Below are 21,469 nucleotides of genomic sequence, written 5' to 3'. Positions count from 1 at the left end.
GGAACGGCCGTCACTATAATCGAAACTTCATACGTTTCTAACGCCCGACCCACGAGGCTCGCCATGACGCTATCCGCTCTCGCCGTCTTCGCCTTCGCGCTGCTCGTCACCGCCGGCACGCCCGGGCCGAGCGTCGCCGCGCTCGTCGCACGGGTGCTGACGAACGGCGTACGCGACGTGCTGCCGTTCCTTGCGGCGATGTGGCTCGGCGAAGCGCTGTGGCTCACACTCGCGGTCGCGGGGCTGTCCGCGTTTGCGCGCACGTTCGCGACGGGCCTGGTCGTGCTGAAGCTGCTCGGCGTCGCGTACCTGCTGTTTCTTGCATGGAAGATGTGGACCGCGCCGACCGACACGGGTGCGGACGACCTGCCGCGCGGTCAGTCGTCGTGGCGCATGTTCGTCGCCGGCATGCTCGTGACGCTCGGCAACCCGAAGATCATGGTGTTCTATCTCGCGTTGCTGCCGACCATCGTCGACCTCACGCACGTCGGTATCGCTGCGTGGGCCGAGCTGGTCGGTACGATGCTCGCCGTGTTGATCCTTGCCGACTGCTTCTGGTCGCTGCTCGCGTCGCGCGCACGCGCGTTCCTGACGTCGACGCGTGCGAAACGGATGGCGAATCGCACGAGCGCGGCGGCGATGGCCGGTGCGGCGGTGGCGATCGCGACGCGGTAAGCGCCCCGTTCCGGCGCGCATCGCGCGCCCGCTGCCCTTGCCTCAGGACTGCACATGAAAACCTGGCTGCCGGCTCTCCTCCTCTGCCTGTCCGCCACGGTCGCGCACGCGGCCGGCATCAAGTTCGTCCGGATTCCGGCCGACGCCGGCGGCCCTGAACTGAAGGCAGTCGTGTGGACGCCCTGCTCGGACGCCGCTCAGACGCTCACGATCGGCCCCTACGAATTGAAAGGGAATCGAGACTGCCCGACCGTCGGCGACAAGCTGCCGCTCGTCGTGATCTCGCACGGCCACGGCGGCACGTTCCTCGACCACCACGATCTTCCGGAAACGCTCGCCGACGCAGGCTATGTGGTCGCGGCCATCAACCATCCCGGCGACACGGCGCTCGACATGAGCCATGCGGCCGACATTCACGAGTTCGTCGAACGCCCCGTCGACATCAAGCGCCTGATCGACTACATGCTCGTCAACTCGACCGAGGCCGCTCGAATCGACCCGGCCCGGATCGGCTTCTTCGGTTTTTCGCGCGGCGGTTACACCGGGCTGGTGCTGGCCGGCGGCAATCCCGATTACGTGCATGCGCCGGTCGCGTGCACGGACCCGACCTTGCTCATCTGCCAGCAGATTCGCGACCGCGACCTCGTCCTGCCGCCGCTGACACACGACCCGCGAATCAAGGCCTACGTGCTGGCCGATCCGCTCGACGAATTTCCGAGCGCCGACACGGTAAAGGATGTCCACGGGCCGATCCAGCTCTGGGCATCGGAGGAAGGCGGCGACGGCGTCGAGCCGGCCACCCTCCCCGCGCTGGCCGGCCTGTTGCCTCAGCGGCCGGAATTTCACGTCGTTCGGGATGCCGCGCATTTCGCGTTCGTCGCGCCGTGTTCCGACGCATTGAAAAAAATAGCACCGCGCGTGTGCGTCGACGCCGGCGAATTCGATCGCGCCGCCTTTCACCGGACGCTCGACGCCAGCGCGCTCGCGTTCTTCACCGCGAATCTGCGCTAGCAGCGAAACGTCCGGCGCCACGCACCCGGTGACGGCGCATGGTCGTTGCACGCGATCAGCGCACGCACCAGCGCCCAGTCGTCGTCATCGCAGAAATCGAGCAGCATCGCGCCATACGGGCCGCGCTGCTCGCGCAACCGTTCGGCCAGTCGCGCATGAATGCCCTGCACCCTGCCGTCACCGTGTGCAACGACCGACGGATTCGCGCCCATCCCCGTCCCGCTGCAGAAGCTGATCGCCCAGCGGCCGCTGTCCGGCAACGGCAGGTGCGTCAGCAGCGCGTCGATCGCACGCCACTTCCACGCGATCGATGCCGCCACCGGCACACGATATTCATCCTGGATCACGAACGCGCCGTCAGGATGATCGATCGTGAACGTCGCGTTGTCGGGCCACGCGGTCAGGTCGATGCCGAGCGGCCGGCCGCTGCGAAAACGCCGCAGCAGCACGATCGCGCCGCGCACGTCGCCGAGCGCGGGCAGCGTGCCGCCGGCATGCCAGCGCAACCGCGGATGCCGCGCGCGATGCGCATCGAACGTCGCGTCGAAGCTGCGCGTGCATGCCTGCGCCGGCCATTCATCCTTCACCGACATCACGATGCATTCGCGCGGATGTTCGTCGAGAAAGCGCGCACAGGTTGCCAGCACGTCGTCGAACGTCATCCCGAGCGCGATGCCGCCGTGATGAATGTCGAATGCATCGCGCACGTGCCGGCAGCGGATGTCGAGCAGCCGCACGCCATGCGCGAGCTGCGCGTCGAGCGGCGTGCGCTGCGTGCGCACGAGTAAATCGTCGACCGTATACGCACAGGTGTCATGGCTGCCCGGTAGGGTCAGCGTATGCAGCAGCCGCGCATCGTCGAGCGCCGACATCCAGTCGGCGAGCGGCATGCACGTTTCGTGGCTCGAAGGGATCATGAATCGATGAATGACAAGGAAAGAAAACCGTGGGTGACGGCGTCGGATGTCGCGGCGCGGGCCGGTGTCTCGCGCTCCGCGGTGTCGCGCGCATTTTCGCCGACGGCAAGCATCGCACCGCAGACGCGCGAACGCGTGATGGTCGCCGCGCGCGCGCTCGGCTACCAGGTCAACCTGATCGCGCGCGACATGATCACGCAGCGCAGCAGCATGATCGGCGTCGTGACGGCCGGGTTCGAGAACCCGTTCCGCGCACGGTTGCTGTCGGACCTGATGGCCACGCTCGGGCAGCGTGCGCTTACGCCGCTCGTGACCAACGCGGAAGATCCGCGCCAGGTCCGACAATCGCTCGAACAACTGCTCAGCTACCGGATCGCGGGGCTCGTGATGACGTCCGCGTCGCCGCCGCTGTCGGTCGCGCAGCAGTATCTCGAACACCGGATTCCGGTCGTGATGATCAACCGCGAGGCGAACCTGCCGGGCGCCGATGTCGTCGTCAGCGACAACGCGGCGGGCGCCGTCCATGCGGCGCAGCGGCTCGTGCGGGCCGGCGCGCGCCGGCTCGCGTTCGTCGGGCCGCGCTGCGCCAGCTACAGCGCGCGGTCGCGCGCCACGGCATTCGAACACGCGATCGGGCAAGGCGATGCGTTCGACGCGACGCTCGCGCACGTGATCGACACACCGTCCGACACCCATGCGAGCGGAATCGACGCGGCGCGGCGACTGTTCGCGGCGCGCGAACGGCCCGATGGCGTGTTCTGCTCGTCCGACCTGCTCGCGCTCGGCGTGATCGATGTCGCGCGCGGCGAATTCGGGTTGCGCGTGCCGGACGACCTGTGCGTGATCGGCTTCGACGACATCCCGGCCGCCGAGTACGACGCGTATCGGCTGACGACGCTGCGGCAGGACACGCGCGGCCTCGCGCATGCGGCGATCGACCTGCTCGCCGACCGCATGCAGACCTTCGACGGCCCGTCGCGCACGCGCGTCGTGCCGGTCACGCAGGTGATACGGGACAGCTGCGTGTGACGGAGTGAAATCGGGCGCGGCGCGGCCGCGCGTCACTTCAGCCCGCCGGCGAACCCGCGCAACAGGTAGCGCTGCACATAGCCGGCCACGGCCAGCGTGGGCAGCGACGCCATCAGCCCCGCGCTCATCAGGTCGCCCCAGTCGATGCCGTTTTCCGTCACGTAGCCGGCAATCGCGAGCGGCAGCGTGAAACGGCTCGGCGTCGACACGAACAGTAGCGCGATCAGGAATTCGTTCCACGCGGCGATGAACACGAAGATCGCGGTCGCGATCAGCCCCGGCGCGCACAGCGGCAGCACGATCTGCACGAGCCGTCGCGCGAGCCCCGCACCGTCGATGCAGGCCGCTTCTTCGTACTCGATTGGCACTTCGCGCACGAACGCGAGCAGCATCCAGATCGCCATCGGCAACGCATAAATCTGGTACGCGAGCATCAGGCCAAGCGTCGAATCGAGCAGGTGCAGCCGCTTCGCGAGTGCGAACAACGGCACCGCGATCGTGATCGGCGGCATCAGCTTCAACGCGAGCACGAGCACCAGAAACAGCAGGTCGAGCCGTGCGGGAAACCGCAGCCGCACGAGCGCATACGCGGCCGGAAACGCGAGCGCCAGCGCCAGCAACGTCGTGCCGAAACCGACCAGCAGCGAATTGAACAGCGGCGCGCCAATGCCGTTGGACCACACCGATGCGAAATGCTCGAGCGTCGGCGCGGCCGGCCAGATTCGCAACGGATGATCGAGGCGTTCGAGCGTCGGCATGAAAGCCGCGCCGGCCATCCACAGGCATGGCAGCAGCAACAGCGCGAGCGCAACGATGCGCAACACCCACGGCATCGCGCGACCGAATGCGGCGCCCGTTCGCGCGCCCGTGATGCCTGCGGGATGCGCCGTCATGCGCGCCGCTTGCGAACCGTCTGCCATACGTACCCCGAAACCAGCACCGCGGACGCCGCGAGCATCAGCACCGACGCGGCGCTCGCCGGCCCGACGTTGAAGAAGCGGAAGCCCGTGTCGTAGATATAGGTCGACAAGGTCTGCGTCGCATTGCCGGGGCCACCGCCCGTCAGCGCATAGACCTTGTCGAACAGCTTGAACGTGTCGATCGAGCGCAGCAGCAGCGCGAGGCCGATCTGCGGCGCCGCGAGCGGCAGCGTGATGTCGCGCAGGCACTGCCACTCGCTCGCGCCGTCGGTGCGTGCGGCTTCGTACAGTTCCTGCGGAATCGACTGCAACCCGGCCAGCACGATCAGGAACGCCATCGGCGTCCACTGCCATACGTCGACGAGCGCGAGCGACCACAGCGCGAGATGCGGATCGGACAGCCAGCGCACGCCGTCGATGCCGAACACCGCGAGCAGCGCGTTCAGGAAGCCGTCGAAGTTGAGCCAGTTGCGCCAGATCGCCGAGCACACGAGCGTGGACAGCATCATCGGCAGGATCGCGAGCGGCAGCGCGATGCGCCGCCCCGGAAACGCGCGCACGAACAGCAGCGCGAGACCGAAGCCCAGCGCGACTTCGGCCAGCGACGCGACGATCGTGAAGCGCAGCGTGTTGCCGAAGCCGGCCGTGAACGCATCGTCGCCGAGCACCGCGCGATAGTTCGCAAGCCCGGTGAATGCGCGGCGCCCGGCCGAGTAGTCGACCTGGCAGAACGAATCGATCAGCACCTGTGCGACCGGATACAGGGCGAGCGCGGCGAGCACCAGCAGCGCGGGCCCGAGCAGCGCGACGAACGGCAGGCTGCGGCCAAAGGACTTCATGCGCGACCTCCTGCCGCCGAGTTGACGCGCGCCGTCACTTGCCGGCCGCGGCCGTCGCCTGCGCGATCTTCTGCTGCGCCTGGCGCAGCGCCGCGTCGGGCGCGGCCTGCCCCGTCAGCGCGAGCTGCAGCTGGTCGCCGAGAATGCTTTCGACCTGCTGCCAGTCCTTCACGCGCGGCCGCGCACGGCCGGCTTCGAGCGCCTTCAGCTGATCGGGATACCAGCGGTACTGGCGCACCAGCGCCGGATCGTTGAACACGCTGCGGCGGGTCGGCGGAATGCCGATGCCGGCGAGGCGCGTCTGCGTATCGCGGTTGGTCAGGTACGCCAGGAAGTCCTGCGCGAGCTTCGCGTGCGGCGCGTCCTTCGGAATGCCCATTTGCCAGATGCCGAGCATCGGTGCCGGGCCGGCGGTCTGCCCGGGCGGCGGCTGCAGCGCGATCTGCCCGACCACGCGCGACTGCTTCGGATCGTCGAGCGCCGGCACCCATGCCGGCCACACCTCGATCGACTGCGCGGCCGTGCCGCGCTGCAACGCATCGCGCACTTCGGCCGCGCCGTACACGTCGACATCCTTCGGCGCGGACGCCTTCAGCGCGAGGAACGTCTTCAGCGCGGCCTGCGCTTCGCGCGAATCGATCGTCACGTTGCCGGCATGGTCGAACACGTCGCCGCCGTACGCCCACAGGATCGGCAGGAAGCCCGTCACGACCGGGTTGCCCTTGGTGCCGCGAAACACGACGCCCGACATGCTCTTGTCCGCGCCGCCAATGGTCTGCGCGATCTTCAGCACGTCGTCCCAGTTGCGCGGCGGCTGCAGCTTGTACTTCGCGAGCAGGTCCTTGCGGTACGCGAACATCTCGACGTTGCCGACGATCGGCAGCGCGTACAGCGCACCGGCCGCGTTGCGGCCGAGCGCGACGGCGGACGGCACGAGATCGGCGTCCGCGAGCGATGCCGGCAGCGGCTTCAGCCAGCCGTTGCCGATGAATTCAGGTGCCCACGTGTCGTCCATCATCACGAGGTCGTACGCGCCGGTGCCTTCGCGCATCGACAGCTTGAGCTTCTGGTACAGGTTCGCGTTCGGCAGCTTGAGCAGCTCGATCTCGGTGCCCGGGTGCAGCTTGTTGAAGCCGGCGACGGCATCGGCCAGCCCCTTGCCGTAGATGTCGTCGCGGCCCGCGATGACGAGATCCGCGGCACCGGCGTGCGTGGCGGCGAAGGACAACGCAAGGGCGGCGGACAGCGCGCGCAGGCGGCTCAGCAAGGTCATGAGGTCTCTCTCGTTCGACGTGGTGGCGGGACAGCCATGCGTTGCACACGTGTGCAACGCGGGCGGCGCTTCTGGCCGCCTGATGCGAACGCCATTGTTCACGCCGATCGTTAAGAATTTATGGCACCCGGCGAGAGAGGCTGCCGCCGTACCTGGCCGCCCCGCCCGCCTGGCTGCCGCGGCCCGGCCTCCCCGGTCGGACCTCCCCGGCCGGACCTTCCCGGCCAGACCTCCCCGGCCGGATCAGAAGTTCACGCGGATCCCGGCCATCACGGCCAGTTGCCGGCTCGAGTTGCTGTTCGCGAGCACCGGAATCTGCGCGTAGTTCACCGCGTTGCCGTCCGCGTCGGTGCCGAGCCCCGTCCCGCTGGCGATCTGGCCGATCGCGACCGCATACAGCGCCGTGCGCTTCGACAGGCTGTAGTTCGTGCCGACGTTCACCTGGTGGAACCGCGTCGTGCCGCGCCCGTCGGTATGCGCCGCGTTGAAGATGTACGCGACGCCGCCCTGCAGCGCGGGCGTGAACATGTACGTGACGTTCAGTTCACCGATGTCGAACGTGAACGCCTGCGTGCGCGGCTGCGCCGTGGTCGAGAAATAGCGGCTGTCGCCGAGGCGCGTATGCGTGTAGGTCAGCGCGACCGTCGCCGCGCCGAGCGTAACCGAGCCGCCCGCGCCGAACGCCCGCATCGAGCCGGCATCCTGCAGCAGGCAGTACATCGCACCCGGGTTGCTGCACGCGAAATCACCGATGTAGCCGCTCGCACCGCCGAGCGCCGCGTCGAGCGGCTGGTGCAGGTCGAGATATCCGACCGAGAACGCCACCGGCGCACGCGTGTACGTCGCGGCCACCGCATAACCACGCTTCGCGGAAAAGTCGCCGGCCTGCCCGCCGAAGCTGAACGTGCCGCCGAACGTGAGGCCGTTGAAATCGGCGCTGGTGAACTTCACCGCGTTGTTGAAGTTGAACGCGGCGTTCAGGTTGTCGACGTCGCCGAGATGCGAGCCGTACGGCGTCGCCCAGTTGTTGCTCGACACGTACGCGCCGAGCATGTCCGTGTACGAGTCGTATTGACGGCCGAGGCCGAGCGTGCCGATGCCGTCCTGGCGCAGCCCGACCCACGCCTGCCGGCTGAACGCCGTGCCGCCTTGCAGCGCCTGCCCGTTCGCGGACAGGAACTGCTGCTCGAGCGTGAACACCGCATCGAGCCCGCCGCCGAGCGGCTCGGCGCCCTGGAAGCCGAAGCGGGACGGTACGAGGTTGCCGCCACCCATCTGCCACGCATGGCCGCCGCCCGTGCCGCCGTCGGCGCGCGTGAACTGCTGGTTCGTCGAGTAGATGATGCCGGTATCCACCGTGCCGTACAGCGTCACGCTCCCCGAGGTCTGCGCGTGTGCATGCATGCATCCCAGCGTCGCCGCGGCTGCGGCCAGTCGTCGTCCGATTTTCATGTCCCGCCCTCTGTGGTCATCGATTCGCAGTGCAAATCGATGGTGTTGTCGATATGGGTGACAGGACTCTATCCAGCGAAAATTCAGGACCTCTATCGCAAATCGGCAAACGGTGGAATGCGCTGCCCGCAACGGCGCAGGGCGGCGCCGTCGCAGGGCGCGTGCGTCATTCGGGACGCGTCGTCTGGGAAGGCAGCTCGCCGAACAGGTCGCGATACTCGCGCGCGAAATAGCCGAGATGCGTGAATCCCCAGCTTGCAGCGGCCTCGCCGACGCCGAGCTGCTGCACCGATGTCGTGCGCAGCATGCGGCGCACCGCGTTCAGCCGGATCGTGCGCAGATAGCCGACCGGCGTGACGTCGGCCACGCGTTGAAAACTCGTTTGCAGCGTGCGGCGGCTGCAGCGCAGCGCGCGGCACAGTTCGAGCACGGTGACGGGTTCCTCGGGCCGGTCGCGCAGATGCTTCTCGCAACGGCTCACGATATCGCTGTAGGTCGCGTGCGTGATGTCGCGGCGCTCGACGCCGATGCCCTGTTCGAGCGCGTCGAGGAACATGCCGAGCATCGCGTCGCGGAACATTTTGCGCGTGGCTGCGTATTCGAGGTGGCCCGGATTGCGCTGCGCTTCGTCGATCAGCGCCGACAGCCGCACGCCGAGCGCGACGCCCTGTTCGTCGGACAGCCGCGTCACATGCCGCAGCTTGCGCGCGCCGGACGCGCCGAATTCGGCCTCGCACAGCTCGTCGACCATGTCGGACGCCGCGCTGATCCCGACGAGCCCCATCCCTTCCGGCGTGTGGAATTCGAAATCCTCGCCGGCGCGCAGCGCGAGCAGCGCATAACCGTCGATCGGCTGGCCCTGGAAGGTGCCCGCGAGCGGCACGGACAGCGGCACCGCGAGCGACGTGCGCCCGGCCGGTGCGAGCCCCGTTTGCGCGACGCGCCGGTTGGTCGTTTCGCGGAAGAAGTGGAAATCGTCGTACAGCACCTGCGTGACGGTGCCCTTGAAGCGGCCGGGCGTCATCTGGCGGTAGACCTGATGCCAGCCCGCGATCGCGAGCCCGTGATCGTGCACGTCTTCGTGTGAGCGTGACTGGAACAGCATCGGCATCTCCGGTAAAACCCCTAAACGCGGCCGCCGGGTTCCCCCGGCGCGCAACGCCACAGCTTACCCGTGCAAAATCCTGCGTAGTGCGGTTTCGAACGCAAGCAAGGCCGCCGACAGCGCGGCGGCCTGCTCGCCCGTCAGGCGAACGTAGCGGCGGAACGACGGCATCCGGTTCACGACCTCGCTGCCGCCGAACGGCACGATCGCGAGCGTCCAGCGGCCGTCGCGCGCGTCGATCGTGCAATCGGTCAGGTGCAGCGGCCGCAGCGCGTCGGCCAGCGACGGCTCGGCGACCAGCGCGGTCAGTGTGCGAGCGAATACGGGGTCGCATCCCGATGCAGGCACGGCGTCGATGCCCGTGCTGCGCAGCCAGCCGGTCTGCCGCATACGGGCACTGCCCTGCGCGGCCGGACCGTGTGCAATCGCCGCCACCTTCACGCTGACCGTATGCATCAGGAACTGACGCTCGACGCGCTCGTCGACGCTCACGCGCACGCCGTTCGGCAGCCGCGCGGTGGCGCCGCCGGCACCGTCGGCGTCGCGCGCGGCCTGCAGGTCGGCGAGCACGCGCGCGGCGATCGCGCCGGGCCGATGGCCTGGCGGCGGTGCGTCGGGCGCGGTGCGCCAGCGGGCGAGCGCGGCCCTCACGACGCGACGTGCTCGTTGCGCAGCACTTCCTCGACCGGCACCGGCTTGAACGGATGCCGGCGCTGCACGACGAGCGTCCAGAACAGCGCGTACAGCGCGGTGAGCCCGAGCATCGCGCCGAACGGCACGTAGATGTCGCGCGGATTCATGCCGGGCGGCGTGATGTACCAGATCGCGAGCACGATGCCGACGCTCGACACGATCTGCGGCAGCGGGAACAGCGGCGACCGGTACGGGCGCGGCAGGTCCGGACGGCGGATGCGCAGCATCACGACCGACGCCGTGACGAGCAGGTATGCGGTGCCCCATGCGCAGGTCGCCGCGAGCACGAGGTGCAGGATGCTGTCGAGATTGCCGTTGATCAGCCACGCGTGGAAGATCGGCACGATCGCCGCCGCCACGATGCCGACCACGGGCGTCTTGAAGCGCGGATGCAGGTACGCGAAGCAGCGCGGCAGCGCGCCGTCGATCGCCATCCCGTACAGGATGCGCGGCAGCCCGGCCATCAGCGTGTTGATCGTCGCGGCGCCCGCGAACAGGAACGCGATACCGAACCAGATGCGGCCGAAGGGCCCAAGCACCTGCAGCGCGAACGCGGGAATCGCGCCCGGCGTGTCGAGCAGGTGCGTGAGGCCGTCGGGGCTCACCGGCACGTTCGCGACCTGGCGGCGGATCGCCGCGCCGTACAGGAACATGCAGATCGCGACGCCGACGAGGCCGATCGCCATCGCACGCGGAATCGTGCGGCCCGGCGACTTCATTTCCGGTGCGAGCGGCGTGACGAACTCGCAGCCGACGAACATGAACATCGCCATCCCGACCAGCGACAGCACGGCCGGCACCGACGTGCCGACTTCCGAGCCGCCGAACCAGCCGTCGAGATGCACGGCCGGCGCGGCCGCGAGCCCGAGGATCCCGAAGATCATCAGCGACAGCCACATGCCGGCCGTCAGCACGATCTCCAGCTTGCTGAACACCTTGATGCCGATGATGTTGGTGATCGCGAACGTGACCACGAGGCCGACGCCGACGAGCCACGAGCTGTTGTGCTTCTCGAACGCCGCGTTCAGCGATTCGAAGTTGACGAGCGCCATGATGCCGCTCAGGATCGTTTCCGCCGTACCGGCGAACACGTGCACGAGGAAATACGCGGAGATCGTGCCGGTGATCGCCCAGAAGCGGCCCAGCCCGCACGACAGGTAATCGTAGACCGAGCCGGCCGTCGGCAACATCGCGGCGGCTTCGGAGAACGTGGTGGCCTGCGCCTGCATCATCACGAACGCGATGATCATCGCGACCGCGAACGCCCAGCCGCCCATCCCGAAGCCCGACGTCGCGGTGAGGATCACCGGGCTCGCCATGATGAGGCCGACGGCGCTCGCCAGCGCGGTCGGAAAACCGACCGCACCGGCCTTCAGCCCGATGCCGCCACCCGCTTCCGCCGGCGAGCCTGCGGACGACTCGCCCGCGGCGCCGGTCACTCCTGACCATCCCGACATCTTTGTCTCCTTCCTTGACTGGCCTGAACCGGCGCTTCGTCGGCGGCTGAGGCCACATGCTTTGCGGTCGGCCCGGGGCGGCGCTTCAGCGCTTCGGTACCCGGGTCCCCTGTCGATCACATCGTGATCCGATGTCGAAAAAATACGCAGGCAAAATAATCCGGTCATAGCGCAAATCGGCAAACCCGCGGCGGCATTCACACGCTCCGCCCCGGGTTTGCCGTCGTGCGACTACCCCGTCATCGCGTCATGCGAACGGCACGGCCTCGAAACCGGCCGCGAGCGCGTCGACGATCCGGTCGAGCTGTTCGCGCTGGATCACGAGCGGCGGCGACAGGATGATCTTCGTGCCGACCGGGCGCACCAGCACGCCGTTCTCGCGCGCGACTTCCGCGACCGCGTTCGCATAGCCGGACAGCGGGTCGATCGGCTCGCGCGTGTCCTTGTTCGCGACGAGGTCGAGCGCAAGCATCAGCCCCTTGCCGCGCACTTCGCCGACTGCCGCGAAGCGTTCCGCGAACGGCTTCAGCGCCTCGAGCAGATACGCGCCCTGCTTCGCCGCATTCGCCGGCAGGTCTTCCTTCACGACGATGTCGAGGCTCGCGATCGCGGCCGCGCATGCAACCGGGTGGCCCGCATACGTGTAGCCGTGCATGATCGCACCGCCAAAATCGGCGTTCGCGGCGAACGCGTCCTCGATCCGCGCGTTCACGACCGTTGCGCCGAGCGGCACGTAGCCCGACGAAATCCCCTTCGCGAGACACATGATGTCCGGGCGCACGCCCCAGCCTCGGCTGCCGAACATGCTGCCGCTACGGCCGAAGCCCGTCACGACTTCGTCGGCGATCAGCAGCACGCCGTAGCGATCGCACACCTCGCGCACGAGCGGCCAGTAGTTGGCCGGCGGCACGATCACGCCGCCCGCGCCCTGGATCGGCTCCGCGATGAACGCGGCGACCGTATCGGGGCTCTGGAACTGGATCTCGCGCTCGAGCATTTCCGCGCAGATCCGGCCGAGTTCTTCGGGATCCTGCGTGAACGGATTGCGGTACAGCCACGGCGTCTCGACGTGGAAGCAGCCGGGCAGGTTCGGTTCGTAGTTGCGGCGGAACACCGTGTTGCCGTTCACCGACGCACCGCCGAAGTGCGTACCGTGGTAGCCCTGCTTCAGCGAGATGAACTTCGTGCGGTCGGCCTGGCCGCGCACCTTCCAGTACTGGCGCGCGATCTTCAGCGCGGTCTCGATCGAATCCGAGCCGCCCGAGCTGTACAGCACGCGGCGCATCCCTTCCGGTTCGAGCATGTCGATCACCTTCTTCGACAGTTCTTCCGCGCGCGGATGCGAAATGCCGTCGAACAGCTGGAAGTATTCGAGCTCGTCGAGCTGGCGCACGATCGCGTCCTTCACTTCCTGGCGGTTGTGGCCGACGTTCACGTTCCACAGGCCCGCGACGCCGTCGACGAGCTTGCGGCCCTCTTCGTCGAACACGTAGCAGCCGTCGCCGCGCACGATGCGGATCGGCTTGCGCTGCTTCATCTCGTTCGGGTGCACCATCGGATGCCAGAATTTCGCTTCGTTGTAGCTCATTGCAGTCTCCACTGTCGGATCGGTTGAACCTCGATCGCCGAGGTTCGCGGTTTTCGTGATTGGCGCAGCGCGTCAGTGCGCGATGCAGACGGATTTGGTTTCGGTGAAGCCTTCGATCGCGTACTGGCCGAATTCGCGGCCGATGCCCGATTGCTTGTAGCCGCCGAACGGCATCGACGGATCGAGCGGGATATGGCAGTTCACCCACACGGTGCCGGCCTCGATCTGCGGCACGAGGTTCATCACGCGCTTCAGGTCGTTGCTCCAGATGCTCGCGGCAAGGCCGTACGGCGACGCATTCGCGAGACGCACGGCATCGGCCGCGTCGTCGAACGGCACGACGACGATCACCGGGCCGAACACCTCGTCGCGTACGATCGCGCTGTCCGGATGCGGATCGGCGATCACGGCCGGCTTCACGTAGTAGCCGGGCAGGTCGTCGGCCGGCGTGCCGCCCGCGAGGAACGTGAGGCCCGCGCGGCGCGCGCCTTCGATGTGCTGGACCACCTTGTCGCGATGGTGCGCGGATACCAGCGGGTTGATCTGCGCGGTCGTGTCGAGGCCCGCGCCGAGCTTCATCGATTGCGCGACGCCCGCGAGGCCGTCGGCCAGTTGCGCGAACTTGCTGCGGTGCACATAGATGCGCGACGCGGCCGCGCACACCTGGCCCTGGTTGAAGAACGCGCCGGCCGCGACGCCGTCGAGCGCTTGCGCGACGTCGACGTCGTCGAGCATCACGATCGGGTTCTTGCCGCCGAGCTCAAGCGAGAAGCGCGTCATGTTCTGCACGGCCGCCGCGCCGACCAGCTTGCCGGTCGCGGTCGAGCCCGTGAACGAGATCTTCGCGATCGACGGGTGGCTCGCGAGCGCCGAGCCACAGACGCGGCCGCCCGTGACGACGTTGAACACGCCGGGCGGCACACCGGCCTCGCGTGCGAGTTCGGCGAGGCGCAGTGCGGTGAGCGGCGTTTCCGGCGACGGTTTCAACACGATCGTGCAGCCGGCCGCGAGCGCGGGAATCAGCTTCCACACCGCGATCATCAGCGGGAAATTCCACGGCACGATCGCGGCGACCACGCCGACGGGCTCCTTGCGCGTATAGGCCGTATAGCGCGCGCCGGGCGGGAACGGGATCGACACGTCGAGCGTCTGGCCGGTGATCTTGGTCGCCCAGCCGGCCATGTAGCGCACGTATTCGACGCTCGCGCCGACTTCGATCGCGCGCGACACGTGGATCGACTTGCCCTGGTTCAGCGTTTCGAGCTGCGCGAGCGTTTCGGCGTCGCCTTCGATCAGGTCGGCGAGTTTCAGCAGGATGCGTTCGCGGTCGGCCGGGCGCAGCCCGCTCCACACGCGCGTGTCGAACGCGTGCTTCGCGCTGGCGACCGCGCGGTCGACGTCGTGTGCGTCGGCATCCGCGACCGTTGCGAGCCGCTCGCCCGTGGCGGGGTCGTACACGTCGAGCCGCGCAGCCGCGTGCGCGGGCTGCATTTCACCGTCGATGAAGAGGCCGAAATCGCGCGCAACGAAAGTGCGCACGGTGTCGCTGACGGCGACGAAGTTCGTGTTGCTCATGGGCGTCTCGAGGATTGTCGTGGCTGGACCGCGTGCCGGTGAGGCACGCGGGCGTCGAACCACTGTATCGACGAGGGATCACGCCCGGTGAGCGCAAATTGGCAGCGCGTGGGGGAAGGTGGCGGGTTCGAACCCCGAGGGGGGCGTCTGGCGGGGCGAGGCCGGACACCGGGCCGATATCGGCCCGGACAACCGCTGTTCAGCTCCCTGACTGCCAGTCCGGTCGTTGAATGGCTAGTTTCTGAAACCGTGCGCCATCGATGCGAGGAAGTCGTATGCCTGGTAATCCAGCCAGTAAACCCCGAGCGCAAGCGGGATCAGGAAGTACAGCGAATCGTACGTCCCGCTTCTAACCGTCCTGATGATGAAAATCGGCAGCGCAATGCTCAAGGCGACGACCACCAGCGAAGCGGCCATGATCGCGACGTCCATTTTTCGGGCCCTGGGTTGTCATGGCAACGACGAGCGCGCATGGTACTGCCCGATCTCAAGGGCCAGCGAGCGGAACAATTACAAAAACAAAGCCCCGACCAGCTCCGTGCGGTTCGACACGCCGAGCTTGCGATACATGCGCATCAGGTGGGTCTTGATCGTCGGTTGACCGAGCGCGAGATCGCGCGCGATCTCCTTGTTCGAGCGGCCGTCGCGCACGAGGCGCGCGATCTGCTCCTCGCGATAGGTCAGGCGCTCTTCGCAGCCGATCCGGTGGATCCCGCGCCGCGCGCGCAGCAGTGGGCTCAGCGCGGCTTCGGCCACCGGCTGCAACCGCGCGAGCGCGTCGACTTCGCCGGGCGCGAACCGCCCTGCCGTGCTGTTGCCGCTCGCGTCCCCCTTCCCGAAACGCAGCAGCGAGAACGCACCGACCGTGCGGCCCGCGTCGCGCAGCCAGATTTCGACGACGTCGGCCACGTCGTGCCGCCGCAGGAAACGGGTCCAGTACGCGGACGCCTCGCGTCTTTCGTCAGGCAATTGGGAGGCAAGCGTCACGACCGCGCATTCGCCCTCCGCGCAGCGCGACGGATGCAGCGGATCGAGCATCCGGTAGCGCGCGACATAGGTCCGGTGCATCGATTCCGGCATCCCGAACAGTTCGAAATCGGCCGGTTCGCCGCTCTGGTCGAGCCGATAAAACACGATCGCGGACGGGCTCGCGAACGCGTCGAACGCATCCACGCATGCACGCAGCGCGCGCTGCCAGTCGGCGGCGTCCTGGTCGGCGGGAACGGAGAGGGTCGGCATGATGGAGTCGGCTGGCGGGCAAACGGATCGCGTAACGAAGTCCGGGCCAGCCTACCGGCGCCGAAAAGCGCCGGTGAGCACAAATCGGCAAATCGTCCCGGTCCGCCCGCGGCGGCCGGTTCAGCCGGGACGATACGGGCGCGCGACGGTGCGCGCGCCGTCTGTCAGCGCGCGTTCGCGGCGAACGTGTCGCAGGCGCTCACCTCGCCCGACTCCATCCCGCGCCGCAACCAGTACACGCGCTGGTCGCTGGTGCCGTGCGTGAAGCTTTCCGGTACGACGTAGCCCTGCCCTTGCTGCTGCAGCCGATCGTCGCCGATGGCCGCCGCCGCCTTGAGCCCCTGCTCGAAATCGCCCGGCTCCATCAGCCGCTGGTTGGCGCGCTGCGCGTTGTTCGCCCACACGCCGGCGAAGCAGTCGGCCTGCAGTTCCATCCGCACCGACAGCGCGTTCGAGCGCGCCTGGCTCGACCGCCGGCGCGCCGCGTCGACCTTGTCGGAGATGCCAAGCAGGTTCTGAACGTGATGGCCGACTTCGTGCGCGATCACGTAGGCCTGCGCGAAATCGCCGCCCGCGCCGAAACGCTTGCGCAGTTCGTCGTAGAAACCGAGGTCGATATACACCTTGCGGTCGGCCGGGCAATAGAACGGCCCCATCGCCGTCTGGCCCGTGCCGCAGGCGGTCGGCGTCGAATTCGTGAACATCACGAGCTTCGGCGCCTGATATTGCGCGTGCAGCTGGGTCGAGAAGACGCCCGTCCACGTGTCCTCGATGTTGGCGAGCACCTTGCGCGTGAACACCGCGCCCGGATCGTTCGCCGCCGCGCCCTGGCGTTGCGCCGGCGCGGGTTGCGCCTGCTGCTGGCGGCCCTGCAGCGCCGACGCGCCCTCGAGCACCACGCGCGGATCGATCCCGAAGAAATACGACGCGGCCAGCGCGACCACGATCGTGCCGATGCCGATCGTCGCACCGCGCCCGCCGCCGAAACCGCCGGCACCGCGGCGATCCTCGACGTTCATGCTTTCTCTTTCGTCGTCCAGCCTCATTGCCGGCCCCTCCCTGTTCTTGTCGATGGTCCGGCCGCGCCAGCGCGCAACCGGGCGATACGCGGCGGCGACACGATCCATCGGCGGACGCGATACCTGCGCATCGGATGCACGCTCGTGCCGATCCTGCCGGCCGCCCGCTCCGCTCGCACGACGGAATCGGCGCGGCCGGCCCGTCGCACGTCGATGCGCGCGCTCGCCCGCGCTATTTTGCCGGGCTTTCGTGACTTGTCGCGAAAATGTGGAGGATAGAGCGATTCGGCGCCGCACATCGTCAGCCTTTGCAAAATGGGCCATGACCGCCCCGGCCGGCCGGACGCCCCCCGTTCATCCTTTCGGCCGATACCGTCGCGCGCCGGCGCCGCCTAAAGTGGCCGGTAACGACACCTTTCCGGAGAACGACATGACGCACCCGCAACCCCGCACGATCGCGATCACCGGCGCGGGCACCGGCATCGGCGCCGCGTGCGCGCGCCGCTTCGCCAGCCGCGGCGACCGCGTCGTGCTGATCGGGCGCCGTCAGGCGCCGCTCGACGCACTGGCCGCCGAAACGGGCGGCCTCGTCCTCGCGGGCGACGCCGCGAGCACCGCCGACTGGGCCGGGTTCCTGCCGCGCATCGCCGAACGCTTCGGCCGCGTCGACGCGCTCGTTACGTGCGCGGGCGGCCACGGTGTGGGCCGCGCGGACGAAACCGACGACGCGCAGTGGCGCAACGCGATGCACGCGAACCTCGACACCGCGTTTGTCAGTGCGCGCGCGTGCCTGCCAGACCTGATCGCGCAGCGCGGCAGCATCGTGCTGGTCGCGTCGATCGCGGCGCTCGCGGCCGGGCCCGGCGTATGCGGCTACACGGTCGGCAAGCATGCGCTGCTCGGGCTCGCGCGTTCGCTGGCACGCGACTACGGCCCGCACGGCGTGCGCGCGAACGCCGTGTGCCCGGGCTGGGTCCGCACGCCGATGGCCGATGCCGAAATGGAACCGTTGATGGCCGCGCACGGCGACACGCTCGACGGTGCGTACGCACGCGTCAGCGCCGACGTGCCGCTGCGGCGCGCGGCCGAGCCGGACGAAATCGCGGCCGTCTGCGCGTTCCTCGCATCGCCGGATGCGTCGTTCGTGACCGGCGCGACGCTCGTCGCCGACGGCGGCGCGATGGTCGTCGACGTGCCGACGCTCGCGTTCGACCGGCTTTGACGCATATCGGCCCGCCAGCCGCGTGACACGCCGTGGCGGGCAGTGTGCCGGCACCAGGCCGCGGGCGCCCGCACCCACCGCGACGCACTCGCCGCGCCGCGCCGCCCGCCCGTTTCCCCGCGCTGAAAATCCGCTACCATCGACCGATCCGGCCGCCCCACCCGGCGGCGCCCCACAGTTCGGACATCGATGAACATCCGGTTTCTTGAAACCTTCGTCTGGCTCGCGAAGCTGGAAAACTTCCGGCTCACGGCCGAAAAGCTGCACACGACGCAGGCCGCCGTATCGAGCCGCATCGCGTCGCTCGAGGAGGCGTTCGACGTCCGCCTGTTCGACCGCAACACGCGCTCGGCCACACTCACGCCCGCGGGCCGGCGCATGCTCGCGTACGCGGAGCGGATCGTGCGGCTCGACGGCGAAATGCGCCGCGACATCGATGCGGCGAGCGACGCGGGCCTGATTCGCATCGGCGTGATCGAATCGATCGTGCACAGCTGGTTCCCCGCGCTGATGGCGCAACTGCGCGAGCGCTATCCGCGCCTCGACGTCGAGATCACGAGCGACACGACGCTGCACCTGATCCGTCTGCTCAGCACCGATGGCGTCGACCTGATCCTGCAGACCGACCCGGTGCCGGGCCCCGACTTCACGAACCTGCCGCTGTGCGAATTCCCGGTGCGCTGGGCCGCCAGCCCGCGCCTCGGGCTCGGCGGCCAACCGCTCGACGTCGCGCGCCTGGCCGAGTTTCCGATCATCAGCTTCTCGCGCCACTCGGGTCCGCACGCGACGATCGAGCGGCTGTTCGCGGCCGTCGAGCGGCCGGCCAGCATCAACTGCATCACGTCGGTCGCCGCGATGATCCGCCTCGTCGCCGACGGCTTCGGCGTGGCCGCACTGCCGCCCGCGATCATCGGGCGCGAGTTGCACGAAGGCGCGCTCGAACTGCTCGACGTCGAACCCGAATTCCCCGCGCTGCCGCTCGTCGCGACGTACCGCAGCCAGGGGCTGCCGGTGGCCGCGCGCATCGCGGAACTCGCGAGCGAAGTCGCACGCGCAATGGCGGCCGCCGCCAGCCACGCGAAGCCGGCCGCACCGGTCGCGCCCGATCGGGTCGACGCAACGCCCGCTCGAAAGGCGACCAGGACGAAAACGAATACGCCGGCAAAAACGACGCGCACGACGAAAGCCGCACCGGCCACCGCCGCCGCGAAACGCCGCCCGCGCCGCTCATAAGAAAACCTGTTCACCGCGAATTTGTTTTCTTGTTGGACGGGCGCGGCCCGTCTTCGGGAAACTGCGGTTCCTGACCCCCCCGTCACGAGGAACCCCGCGATGACCCGCCTTTCCCTTCCGCATGGCCAGCTTTGCGTCTGGACGGATATCGACCCCGCGCACGAAGCCGATTTCAACGCGTGGTACGACCGCGAGCACATGCAGGAACGTGTCGCGATTCCGGGCTTCACGCATGCGCGGCGCTTTCGCGCGACCGACAGCGGCCCGCGCAAGTACCTCGCGCTGTACGTGACGGACGCGCTCGACGTATTCCGCGGCGATGCGTACCGGCGCGCGTTCACGCAGCAGACCGCGTGGTCGCTCGCGAACTTCGAACGCATGACGGGCACGCAGCGGCGCGTCGGCGAACTGACGATCGAGGCCGGCGACGGTGAAGGCGCGCACCTCGCGCTGTTCGTGCTGCCGCCGGAGCGCATCGACGTGCCGCAACTGCGCGAGCGATTCGACGACGCCCTGCACGAACCGGGCATCCATGCCGCACGACTCTTCCGCACCGCGCCCGACCTGTCCGCGCCGATCGGCGCCGATGCGGCCGCCCGCCCGGCCGCCGACGCGCTCGTGCTGATCGAAGGCAGCGATGCCGCCACGACGCGCCGTGTGGCCGCCGTGCTCGCCGGGCACGACGACGTCCGTACGTTCGACCTGCTGTGGCGCGCCGCTGCGCCGCTGCAGGTGGCACACCGCGACGCCGAAGCCGAACCGGCCAGCGCTGCCGCATTGCCTGCCTGAACGTCGAACGCCAAACGCCGAACACCGGCACCCGCCGTACCGCACTTGCACACGGCCGGCACGCCGGCCGTGTGTTTCCTCCCGTCATCCGTCACGACCTGCCCGATACCATGAGCACTCTCGCCCAGCCCGCCGCCCACGCGCCCCGCCGCGTCCGCACCAGCCGACTCGCGACCGCGAGCATGATCGGTACGTCGCTCGAGTGGTACGACTTCACGATCTACAACACGCTCGCTGCGCTCGTTTTCAATCACCTGTTCTTCCCGTCGGTCGATCCGCTGGCCGGCACGATCCTCGCGTTCTCGACCTATGCGGTCGGCTACGTGTCGCGCCCGCTCGGCGGGTTCGTGTTCGGCAACCTCGGTGACCGCATCGGCCGCCGCGCGGTGCTGATGCTCACGCTCGTGCTGATGGGCGTGACGACCGCATTGATGGGCGCGCTGCCGACCTATGCGCAGGCCGGCATCCTGAGCCCGATCCTGCTCGTCGCACTGCGCTTCGTGCAGGGCGTCGCGCTCGGCGGCGAATGGGCCGGCGCGGTGCTGCTGTCGGTCGAGCATGGCGACCAGAACCGGCGCGGCCTGTCCGCGTCGTGGACGCAGATCGGCCCGTCATTCGGTACGCTGCTCGGCACCGGCTGCATCGCACTCGTGACGCTGTCGACCACGTCCGACAACTTCCTGTCGTGGGGCTGGCGTGTACCGTTCGCGGCCAGCGCGCTGCTCGTCGTGTTCGGTTTCTGGCTGCGGCGCGGCGTCGACGAAACGCCGCAGTTCGAGCAACTCGCCGAATCGCACGCGACCGCCGAAGTGCCCGTTGCCGACGTGCTGAAGTATCACTGGAAGCGCCTGTTGATCGCGGGCGGCTCGCGGATCGGCTCGGACGTGCTGTATGCGCTGATCGTCGTGTTCACGCTGACCTACGTGACGACCGTGCTGCACCTGTCGCGCCCCGTCGCGCTGACGGCCGTGATGATCGGCACCGCGTGCAACGCGCTCGCGGTGCCATTCTTCGGCGCACTGTCGGACCGCTTCGGCCGACGCCCCGTGTATCTCGCCGGCGCGATCGCCGGCATCGTGTGGGCGTTCATGTTCTTCACGATGCTCGATTCGGCACGCCCCGCGGCGATCGTCGCGGCCGTTGCGATCGGTCTCGTGATCCATGCAGTGATGTACGGCCCGCAGGGCGCGTTTGTGACCGAGCAGTTCCCGACCCGCGTGCGCTATGCCGGCTCGTCGCTCGCGTACACGCTCGCGGGCATCGTCGGCGGCGGCTTCGCGCCGCTCGTGATCGCCGCGCTGTTCCGGCAGACGGGCACGACGACGGCCGTATCGCTGTACGTCACCGCCGCGCTCGTCGTCACGTCGATCGCGCTGCTCGCCGCGCGCGAGACCGCGCACCGGCCGCTCGAGGACTGAGCGTCGCCGTCAGCC

General features: G+C 68.6%; 20 protein-coding genes. 7 read left to right on the top strand and 13 right to left on the bottom strand.

The window, feature by feature from the left end:
- Positions 1-63 precede the first annotated feature (63 nt).
- Together U5809_RS13660 and U5809_RS13655 are read left to right on the top strand one after the other, a co-directional pair.
- Positions 64-675 carry a LysE family translocator gene (locus U5809_RS13660; protein WP_322086896.1) on the top strand — a complete coding sequence of 204 codons (612 nt, stop codon included), beginning with the start codon at positions 64-66 and terminating at the stop codon, positions 673-675.
- A gap of 54 nt (positions 676-729) precedes the next feature.
- Complete coding sequence (locus U5809_RS13655; RefSeq protein ID WP_322086895.1) at positions 730-1,686, top strand: alpha/beta hydrolase family protein; 957 nt, start codon at positions 730-732, stop codon at positions 1,684-1,686.
- Here U5809_RS13655 and U5809_RS13650 read toward each other — a convergent pair.
- Entirely contained in the window at positions 1,683-2,603 is a 921-nt protein-coding gene (locus U5809_RS13650) for a phosphatidylinositol-specific phospholipase C (RefSeq protein ID WP_322086894.1), read from the bottom strand. The two genes, U5809_RS13655 and U5809_RS13650, sit on opposite strands and share 4 nt — an antisense overlap.
- A gap of 6 nt (positions 2,604-2,609) precedes the next feature.
- Between U5809_RS13650 and U5809_RS13645 the strand changes: the two genes are divergently transcribed.
- On the top strand, positions 2,610-3,632 hold the full coding sequence (locus U5809_RS13645; protein ID WP_322086893.1) for a LacI family DNA-binding transcriptional regulator: 1,023 nt from the start codon (positions 2,610-2,612) through the stop codon (positions 3,630-3,632).
- A gap of 32 nt (positions 3,633-3,664) precedes the next feature.
- On the opposite strand, the gene U5809_RS13640 is transcribed toward U5809_RS13645, so the two are convergent.
- From U5809_RS13640 to U5809_RS13585, 12 genes are all read right to left on the bottom strand, one after another.
- Positions 3,665-4,525, bottom strand: a complete 861-nt coding sequence (locus U5809_RS13640) for a carbohydrate ABC transporter permease (RefSeq protein ID WP_176049878.1) — start codon at positions 4,523-4,525, stop codon at positions 3,665-3,667.
- Positions 4,522-5,391 (bottom strand): carbohydrate ABC transporter permease, encoded by an 870-nt coding sequence (locus U5809_RS13635; protein WP_282508948.1) that lies wholly within the window; start codon positions 5,389-5,391, stop codon positions 4,522-4,524. The genes U5809_RS13640 and U5809_RS13635 overlap by 4 nt, the downstream gene beginning before the upstream one ends.
- A gap of 34 nt (positions 5,392-5,425) precedes the next feature.
- On the bottom strand, positions 5,426-6,664 hold the full coding sequence (locus tag U5809_RS13630; protein ID WP_322086892.1) for an ABC transporter substrate-binding protein: 1,239 nt from the start codon (positions 6,662-6,664) through the stop codon (positions 5,426-5,428).
- Between the two features lie 243 nt (positions 6,665-6,907).
- Positions 6,908-8,116 carry a porin gene (locus U5809_RS13625; protein WP_322086891.1) on the bottom strand — a complete coding sequence of 403 codons (1,209 nt, stop codon included), beginning with the start codon at positions 8,114-8,116 and terminating at the stop codon, positions 6,908-6,910.
- A 166-nt stretch (positions 8,117-8,282) separates the two neighbouring features.
- Positions 8,283-9,221 carry a helix-turn-helix domain-containing protein gene (locus U5809_RS13620; protein WP_174952483.1) on the bottom strand — a complete coding sequence of 313 codons (939 nt, stop codon included), beginning with the start codon at positions 9,219-9,221 and terminating at the stop codon, positions 8,283-8,285.
- Between the two features lie 63 nt (positions 9,222-9,284).
- A complete protein-coding gene (locus U5809_RS13615; RefSeq protein WP_322086890.1) occupies positions 9,285-9,872 on the bottom strand; it encodes a DUF3156 family protein in 588 nt (195 codons plus the stop codon).
- On the bottom strand, positions 9,869-11,371 hold the full coding sequence (locus U5809_RS13610) for an APC family permease (RefSeq protein WP_322086889.1): 1,503 nt from the start codon (positions 11,369-11,371) through the stop codon (positions 9,869-9,871). The genes U5809_RS13615 and U5809_RS13610 overlap by 4 nt, the downstream gene beginning before the upstream one ends.
- A 247-nt stretch (positions 11,372-11,618) precedes the next feature.
- Entirely contained in the window at positions 11,619-12,959 is a 1,341-nt protein-coding gene (locus U5809_RS13605) for an aspartate aminotransferase family protein (RefSeq protein WP_011354541.1), read from the bottom strand.
- Between the two features lie 72 nt (positions 12,960-13,031).
- Positions 13,032-14,534 carry an aldehyde dehydrogenase family protein gene (locus U5809_RS13600; RefSeq protein WP_176049884.1) on the bottom strand — a complete coding sequence of 501 codons (1,503 nt, stop codon included), beginning with the start codon at positions 14,532-14,534 and terminating at the stop codon, positions 13,032-13,034.
- A gap of 234 nt (positions 14,535-14,768) precedes the next feature.
- Positions 14,769-14,951 carry a hypothetical protein gene (locus U5809_RS13595; RefSeq protein WP_322086888.1) on the bottom strand — a complete coding sequence of 61 codons (183 nt, stop codon included), beginning with the start codon at positions 14,949-14,951 and terminating at the stop codon, positions 14,769-14,771.
- Between the two features lie 93 nt (positions 14,952-15,044).
- On the bottom strand, positions 15,045-15,773 hold the full coding sequence (locus U5809_RS13590; RefSeq protein WP_322086887.1) for a helix-turn-helix transcriptional regulator: 729 nt from the start codon (positions 15,771-15,773) through the stop codon (positions 15,045-15,047).
- A gap of 164 nt (positions 15,774-15,937) precedes the next feature.
- The gene (locus tag U5809_RS13585) at positions 15,938-16,819 is read right to left on the bottom strand and encodes a neutral zinc metallopeptidase (protein WP_322086886.1); all 882 of its coding nucleotides are present in this window, start codon (positions 16,817-16,819) and stop codon (positions 15,938-15,940) included.
- A gap of 403 nt (positions 16,820-17,222) precedes the next feature.
- Between U5809_RS13585 and U5809_RS13580 the strand changes: the two genes are divergently transcribed.
- The 4 genes from U5809_RS13580 (at position 17,223) to U5809_RS13565 (ending at position 21,454) form a co-directional block, all read left to right on the top strand.
- Positions 17,223-18,014 carry an SDR family NAD(P)-dependent oxidoreductase gene (locus tag U5809_RS13580; RefSeq protein WP_282508940.1) on the top strand — a complete coding sequence of 264 codons (792 nt, stop codon included), beginning with the start codon at positions 17,223-17,225 and terminating at the stop codon, positions 18,012-18,014.
- A 189-nt stretch (positions 18,015-18,203) separates the two neighbouring features.
- The gene (locus U5809_RS13575; protein WP_322086885.1) at positions 18,204-19,247 is read left to right on the top strand and encodes a LysR family transcriptional regulator; all 1,044 of its coding nucleotides are present in this window, start codon (positions 18,204-18,206) and stop codon (positions 19,245-19,247) included.
- 99 nt (positions 19,248-19,346) lie between these two features.
- Positions 19,347-20,036, top strand: coding sequence for a DUF4286 family protein (locus U5809_RS13570; RefSeq protein WP_322086884.1), 690 nt, complete (start codon positions 19,347-19,349; stop codon positions 20,034-20,036).
- A gap of 98 nt (positions 20,037-20,134) precedes the next feature.
- Positions 20,135-21,454, top strand: coding sequence for an MFS transporter (locus U5809_RS13565; RefSeq protein ID WP_322087004.1), 1,320 nt, complete (start codon positions 20,135-20,137; stop codon positions 21,452-21,454).
- The last annotated feature ends 15 nt before the right edge of the window (positions 21,455-21,469 follow it).

It is taken from the genome of Burkholderia sp. BCC1999, from assembly GCF_905339975.1.
In the GTDB taxonomy this organism is placed as follows: Bacteria; Pseudomonadota; Gammaproteobacteria; order Burkholderiales; family Burkholderiaceae; genus Burkholderia.
Note: the sequence above shows the minus strand (reverse complement) of the source record. Positions and strands in the feature narration are given on the sequence as shown.

What these genes read in the sequence shown, in the direction of transcription:
- U5809_RS13660 (WP_322086896.1), top strand. Translation starts at nt 64, where the DNA reads ATGACGCTATCCGCTCTCGCCGTCTTCGCCTTCGCGCTGCTCGTCACC.
- U5809_RS13655 (WP_322086895.1), top strand. Translation starts at nt 730, where the DNA reads ATGAAAACCTGGCTGCCGGCTCTCCTCCTCTGCCTGTCCGCCACGGTC.
- U5809_RS13650 (WP_322086894.1), bottom strand. Translation starts at nt 2,603, where the DNA reads ATGATCCCTTCGAGCCACGAAACGTGCATGCCGCTCGCCGACTGGATG.
- U5809_RS13645 (WP_322086893.1), top strand. Translation starts at nt 2,610, where the DNA reads ATGAATGACAAGGAAAGAAAACCGTGGGTGACGGCGTCGGATGTCGCG.
- U5809_RS13640 (WP_176049878.1), bottom strand. Translation starts at nt 4,525, where the DNA reads ATGACGGCGCATCCCGCAGGCATCACGGGCGCGCGAACGGGCGCCGCA.
- U5809_RS13635 (WP_282508948.1), bottom strand. Translation starts at nt 5,391, where the DNA reads ATGAAGTCCTTTGGCCGCAGCCTGCCGTTCGTCGCGCTGCTCGGGCCC.
- U5809_RS13630 (WP_322086892.1), bottom strand. Translation starts at nt 6,664, where the DNA reads ATGACCTTGCTGAGCCGCCTGCGCGCGCTGTCCGCCGCCCTTGCGTTG.
- U5809_RS13625 (WP_322086891.1), bottom strand. Translation starts at nt 8,116, where the DNA reads ATGAAAATCGGACGACGACTGGCCGCAGCCGCGGCGACGCTGGGATGC.
- U5809_RS13620 (WP_174952483.1), bottom strand. Translation starts at nt 9,221, where the DNA reads ATGCTGTTCCAGTCACGCTCACACGAAGACGTGCACGATCACGGGCTC.
- U5809_RS13610 (WP_322086889.1), bottom strand. Translation starts at nt 11,371, where the DNA reads ATGTCGGGATGGTCAGGAGTGACCGGCGCCGCGGGCGAGTCGTCCGCA.
- U5809_RS13605 (WP_011354541.1), bottom strand. Translation starts at nt 12,959, where the DNA reads ATGAGCTACAACGAAGCGAAATTCTGGCATCCGATGGTGCACCCGAAC.
- U5809_RS13600 (WP_176049884.1), bottom strand. Translation starts at nt 14,534, where the DNA reads ATGAGCAACACGAACTTCGTCGCCGTCAGCGACACCGTGCGCACTTTC.
- U5809_RS13595 (WP_322086888.1), bottom strand. Translation starts at nt 14,951, where the DNA reads ATGGCCGCTTCGCTGGTGGTCGTCGCCTTGAGCATTGCGCTGCCGATT.
- U5809_RS13590 (WP_322086887.1), bottom strand. Translation starts at nt 15,773, where the DNA reads ATGCCGACCCTCTCCGTTCCCGCCGACCAGGACGCCGCCGACTGGCAG.
- U5809_RS13585 (WP_322086886.1), bottom strand. Translation starts at nt 16,819, where the DNA reads ATGAGGCTGGACGACGAAAGAGAAAGCATGAACGTCGAGGATCGCCGC.
- U5809_RS13580 (WP_282508940.1), top strand. Translation starts at nt 17,223, where the DNA reads ATGACGCACCCGCAACCCCGCACGATCGCGATCACCGGCGCGGGCACC.
- U5809_RS13575 (WP_322086885.1), top strand. Translation starts at nt 18,204, where the DNA reads ATGAACATCCGGTTTCTTGAAACCTTCGTCTGGCTCGCGAAGCTGGAA.
- U5809_RS13570 (WP_322086884.1), top strand. Translation starts at nt 19,347, where the DNA reads ATGACCCGCCTTTCCCTTCCGCATGGCCAGCTTTGCGTCTGGACGGAT.